Origin of the sequence: Vibrio sp. 10N.222.46.A1, assembly GCF_041473595.1 — a bacterium.
Taxonomy (GTDB): domain Bacteria; phylum Pseudomonadota; class Gammaproteobacteria; order Enterobacterales; family Vibrionaceae; genus Vibrio; species Vibrio tasmaniensis_A.
In genome coordinates, this window is the sequence record NZ_JBFRSN010000857.1 from 1 (window position 1) to 5,314 (window position 5,314).

The 5,314-nt window shown below is 43.2% G+C and carries 4 protein-coding genes and 3 pseudogenes; 3 read left to right on the plus strand and 4 right to left on the minus strand.

The features are described 5' to 3' along the window. On the plus strand, positions 1 to 1,481 hold a 1,481-nt coding region (locus tag AB4496_RS21080), incomplete at its 5' end, for a cation:proton antiporter (RefSeq protein ID WP_372131863.1). A 526-nt stretch (positions 1,482 to 2,007) separates the two neighbouring features. Then, on the plus strand, positions 2,008 to 3,231 hold the full coding sequence (locus AB4496_RS21085; protein ID WP_009845595.1) for a DUF819 domain-containing protein: 1,224 nt from the start codon (positions 2,008 to 2,010) through the stop codon (positions 3,229 to 3,231). Positions 3,232 to 3,421: 190 nt separating this feature from the next. Here the strand turns inward: AB4496_RS21085 and tdh are convergent. The 4 genes and pseudogenes from tdh to AB4496_RS21105 form a co-directional block, all read right to left on the minus strand. Further along, positions 3,422 to 3,565 (minus strand): annotated as a pseudogene (gene tdh, locus AB4496_RS21090) (L-threonine 3-dehydrogenase); the annotation flags it as partial. A 176-nt stretch (positions 3,566 to 3,741) separates the two neighbouring features. After that, positions 3,742 to 4,177 (minus strand): annotated as a pseudogene (locus AB4496_RS21095) (transposase); the annotation flags it as partial. 64 nt (positions 4,178 to 4,241) lie between these two features. Then, entirely contained in the window at positions 4,242 to 4,382 is a 141-nt protein-coding gene (locus tag AB4496_RS21100) for a hypothetical protein (RefSeq protein WP_157936388.1), read from the minus strand. A 285-nt stretch (positions 4,383 to 4,667) separates the two neighbouring features. Next, positions 4,668 to 5,072: a hypothetical protein gene (locus AB4496_RS21105; protein ID WP_102257267.1), complete on the minus strand. Its 405-nt coding sequence runs from the start codon at positions 5,070 to 5,072 to the stop codon at positions 4,668 to 4,670. A gap of 92 nt (positions 5,073 to 5,164) precedes the next feature. On the opposite strand from AB4496_RS21105, the pseudogene AB4496_RS21110 reads away from it, so the two are divergent. Continuing rightward, positions 5,165 to 5,314 (plus strand): annotated as a pseudogene (locus AB4496_RS21110) (IS110 family transposase); the annotation flags it as partial.

Below are 5,314 nucleotides of genomic sequence, written 5' to 3' on the forward strand. Positions count from 1 at the left end.
CGGTCTTACTGTTCCAAGATATCGCTGTCATTCCGATGCTGGCATTTATCCCTCTATTGGCATTGCCAGAATTAATCGAAGCTGCACAAAGCGCGGTCGCTTCGACTTCTGATCACCATGAAGAGTTGAGTCTTGTTGCTGGCCTACCCGGCTGGGCTTATGGCCTTGTGATCACAGCATCTATTGCGATTGTTGTGGTCGGCGGGCACTTCTTGAGTCGTCCACTGTTCCGCTTTGTGGCGAGCTCAGGCTTGCGAGAAATCTTTACTGCAACCGCACTGATGTTGGTTATTGGTATTGCTGCACTAATGAGCCTAGTCGGCCTCTCACCAGCTTTAGGAACCTTCCTTGCGGGTGTGGTATTGGCGAACAGTGAATTCCGCCACGAGCTTGAGTCTAATATAGACCCGTTTAAAGGGCTGCTACTTGGCTTGTTCTTCATTACGGTAGGTGCGGGCATCAACTTTGATGTTCTATTCAACGACTTTGGTTTGATCATTGGCCTCACTCTTGGCGTTATGCTACTTAAAGCCTTGGTGTTGTTTACATTGGCGCTGATCTTTAAAATCAAAAATAGTGACCGATGGTTGTTTACGTTGAGCTTGGCTCAAGCCGGTGAATTCGGTTTTGTACTACTTAGCTTCTCGGCTCAAAACCACGTATTGCCTGCTGATATAGTTCAAACTCTGTCGCTGGTTGTTGCCCTTTCAATGTTCCTAACTCCAGGCTTATTCATTCTATTTGATAAAGTGATACTTCCTCGTTACGAGCAAAAGTCTAACGACCGAGAAGCCGATACTATCGAAGAGAAAGGTACGGTGATCATTGCTGGTATTGGCCGATTCGGTCAAATCGTTAACCGCTTACTGGTGTCGAATGATGTCAATACTGTGGTTCTGGATCACCAAGCTAACCAAGTCGATTTGTTACGCTCCATCAATATCAAATCTTACTTTGGTGATGCAACTCGTCATGACTTATTGCATACCGCAGGAATCGAAGAAGCAGCAATGTTTGTCGTCGCTATCGACAACCAAGACTCAAGCGTTGAATTAGTGAAATACGTTAAACACACCTACCCTAATGTGAAAATCTTAGCGCGTGCATTCGACCGTGGTCACAGTTACCGCCTACGAGAAGCCGGTGCAGATTCTGTAATCTCAGAAACGTACCACTCGGCACTCGAAATGGGCTCAGAAGCTCTACGTTCTTTAGGGCACCATCCATTCTTCGTTGAACAGCAAAAATCAACGTATCAACGTGTTGAAAGCCGTAAGTCTGAAAAACTATACCAAGCTTGGTCTGACGCTGAAGAGAACCCACGTTACGACAACAACTACCGACAAATCTTCATTCACCTTGAAGAAGCAATGAAAGAAGACATGAAAAAAGACCGTTCAGACAAGCACTCTCGCTCAGAACGAGGTTGGACACCGCCACCGAAAGGCTATGCAGATGGCTTTGAGGAAGAACAAACCTAAGCAGAGCTCAAATTCGAGGTTAACAACCACTCAAAAAGCGGCTTTCGGGTCGCTTTTTCATTCTCTAAATACGAATAGCACGACCGATGAAGCCAAAACACGGAACCTAAATCAGATGAACCACGACATTTATGTGATCCAGTTATAATTTTCAATCTCAAGCTACCCGTCAAAAATGAATTCACTTTTTACATTTATAAAACATTACCTCCCCACATAAACCACACCATCAATGTGGGTATATATGCATTCTTTTAAGCCCTTCAGTCGTCGTTCTAATTCGTAGCGACCATTCTCTAACGTTTGAGTTACATTGCATATATCTAAACACGCCTCACAAGTCGCCACTAAAGCATTCACATCGCCAATAATTAACGCTCCGCACTCACAAATTCAAACCATAAAAATTAACACAAACGTTTCAAAGTATGTCTATCGTTACAATTTGTAACGAATACCAGTTGTCGGTATAGTCCTGCACTTCAAAAAGTGAGGCGGTTGCGCTCACCTTAAAGGAGATATAATAATGATTACTAATGATGCAGTAATAATGGGCATGTTAGCTGTTATTCTTGGCGGTGTTTTTATCACGGAAAGTAGCCAAAATAGCGCTCTGAAAAAATTCTACTCGTTCGTTCCGGGTCTATTGCTCTGTTACTTTGTTCCTTCTCTATTGAATAGTTTAGGCATCATCGATGCGTCAAACTCAAAGCTATACTTCGTTGCAAGTCGCTACCTATTACCGAGTGCACTCGTTCTTCTGATCATCTCAGCAGACCTTCGTAAAATATTTGGCCTTGGTTCTAAAGCCGTCATCATGTTCCTAACCGGTACTGTCGGCATTATCATTGGCGGGCCTTTAGCGATTCTAATTATCGACCAAGTTAACCCTGACCTTGTATCTGGCGATGTATGGCGCGGCCTTACAACAGTGGCTGGCTCTTGGATTGGCGGCGGTGCAAATCAAGCAGCAATGAAAGAAGTGTTCGAGGTTGATGACCAGTTATTCTCTGCAATGATTACGGTTGATGTTATCTGTGCGAACATTTGGATGGCCGTGTTACTTATCATGGCAGGTCGCCAAAAGAAGATTGATGCATGGTTAAAAGCTGACACATCATCTATCGAAGAGCTAAAAGAGACGGTTTCTAAATACCAAGAAGAGAACGCTCGCCCAACAACCACAACAGATCTAATGAAGATCACGGGAATTGCATTCGGTCTTACCGGTCTAGCTCACTTATTCAGTGACCTAATCGCACCTTGGATCTCGACCAACGCTCCAGAACTCGCGAAATACAGCCTTACATCAGGCTTCTTCTGGTTAATCGTTATGGTGACAACGTTCGCGCTCATCGCTTCATGCTTCAAATCTACACGCAGCCTTGAGCACAGCGGCGCGTCTAAAGTTGGTTCAGCGTTCATCTACATCCTAGTTGCAACCATCGGTATGCAAATGGATGTGACGGCTATCTTAGACAATCCAGGCTACTTCTTCATTGGTATCACATGGCTAACTATCCATGCCATTCTAATGATTGTGATGGCGAAGCTTATCCGTGCACCACTGTTCTTCATGGCTGTCGGTAGCCAAGCTAACGTTGGCGGCGCAGCATCGGCTCCTATCGTAGCAGCTGCATTCCACCCAGCTCTGGCGCCAGTAGGTATCCTAATGGCGGTACTTGGTTACGCACTCGGTACATACGGCGCTTACATCTGTGGCCTAATTATGCAGGCTGCGGCAGGTTAATAAGCCTCGAAATAAAAACGATATGGGCGACAGGACCTTTGATCATGTCGCTCTTTGTTATGTGCTTTTCTTGTCACAAGCGTTTCTAAAAGTGCAAACACATATCAAAGCGGGATAGACACAAAAAAGGCGACAGTAAAAACTGTCGCCTTTCTATTAAGCTTTCTTAAGTTAGCTTCCTAATTCAGAATTATTCCCAATCTAGGATTACTTTACCTGACATACCAGAGCGCATCATGTCGAAGCCTTTCTGGAAGTCATCCACTTTGTAGTGGTGAGTAATGATTGGTGTTAGATCTAGGCCAGACTGGATTAGTGAAGCCATTGTATACAACGATAAGAAAAGTTAATTTAAAACAGACACTTACCACAAAATAAAATTACTAATGGCGACAAACTGGCGACAAATTTTTCTCTCCAAGATAAAAATAAGGTCAACAATAAGCCTATTTCTCGTCTTACTTCCAATCCAGCTTCTTTGACCAAGCAAAAGAAATATATAATTAAAATAACTTTACGCTGCCCTCCGTCCCGTGTTTTTTTGACTTTCCACTCACCTTCGTAGTAAACCTTAAGGCCAGTAGCATCAATGGCTTGGTCCTGACTTGCTCCTCTCGTTTTAGTACTAAATGAGACCTCAACTTACTTTGCTCCACGACTGAGGCAGGTCTAATGCGGACAACTTAACGGAAAATTGGCTAGCCTAAATATTGAATAGATAAATCATTGTAAAGCCCCCAGTGGCATAGAGAAGACTCGCTTCACCATGAGCGGCAGTGTTAAACGCTAAATAACTAAACCGACGTGGTCTACCACGCCGGTTTTGCATGCTTTGGACCACCCGCTTATGGATTCCTCATCAATCCAAAGAGTCAGAGAACCACGTTTAATGAGTGCTCGGGTTGTATTGCTTCCATTTGGTTGTTTTGTAACGAGGCTTAGATATGAGGCTACGAGGAAAAGTGAGTGTTGCTGAACAGAGTGTAGGTTGTAGATTTAGTTCCCTCGAATTACGCAACAAAGCCGCTTGCATCATCAAAGTTATACATACCCTCCACAACACCCAGCGGTGTAACTTCTTGTGGAATGTCTGGAGGATGTGGATAAGAGTCCATATATGGATTATCCACATCCTCCTTTTTCCTTTTCATTCTCGGCTACCATCTCAGTTGCTTCGTCAACACCGAGCGCTGGATCTCAGCATTGTTTGACTCATCGTCAGAGTCCACATCTGATTGTTCTTATTCACGATCCTCAATTGCTTTTTAATCTTCCTTTTTAGCTAAATTGATAGGTTCTTCCTTCAAACCCGCTGACACTACAACTTCAGAATCACCAAGATAGGTAGACACCTCACCAGTAGCTTTATATTGCAAACGCAGGATTGGGGAAGTTATTAGGGGATCCGGCAGCGCCTAATACGTTTGTTATCAGTATTACATTTCGCTATTATTTGGCTGATTCAAGCCCACATCACATGACCACACTAATTTTTGTGACATATCTTTTGTAGAATAATTCATTGTCACCTTGCCTGTCTTTTTATCAAATTTCGTCAGTCCGACATAATCCTTAATATAAAGACTATTTTTTGTATTTGATATATTTACGCCGTCATTTGAACCATAACGCAACATAACCCAGCCACCAATTTCTATGGAATAATACATATCATCTTGGATTCGAAGCCAACCATCTCTCACATCCCCTTTTCCCAAATCACTTAGCAATGGGTTAATTGACGTCAACTCGCAGAACAAGCGTCGTTTCTCATCGTAATTCGCGCTATCCGCTGCATTTAAACTAAATGCCAATGGCAAAAGAAATAGAACTTTTTTCACTTATTTACCCTTAATACTTATAAAGAATGACATGGCTTCCCACTTCCGAGGCTCTGCCATAATTATGTGGTAACTAATTGCATCGAGGCACCATGTCTGATTATTCTTATTTCTGCGATATCGACATAGCCAAAAACCACTTTAGCCACCATGCCGTAGACAAAAATGGTAAGGTCATACTTCATAAGTAGTAACCCGCTCTAAACTACTGACTACAATAACAAATATGCCACTCATGCGTA

What these genes read in the sequence shown, in the direction of transcription:
- AB4496_RS21100 (WP_157936388.1), bottom strand. Translation starts at nt 4,382, where the DNA reads ATGAAAAGGAAAAAGGAGGATGTGGATAATCCATATATGGACTCTTAT.
- AB4496_RS21085 (WP_009845595.1), top strand. Translation starts at nt 2,008, where the DNA reads ATGATTACTAATGATGCAGTAATAATGGGCATGTTAGCTGTTATTCTT.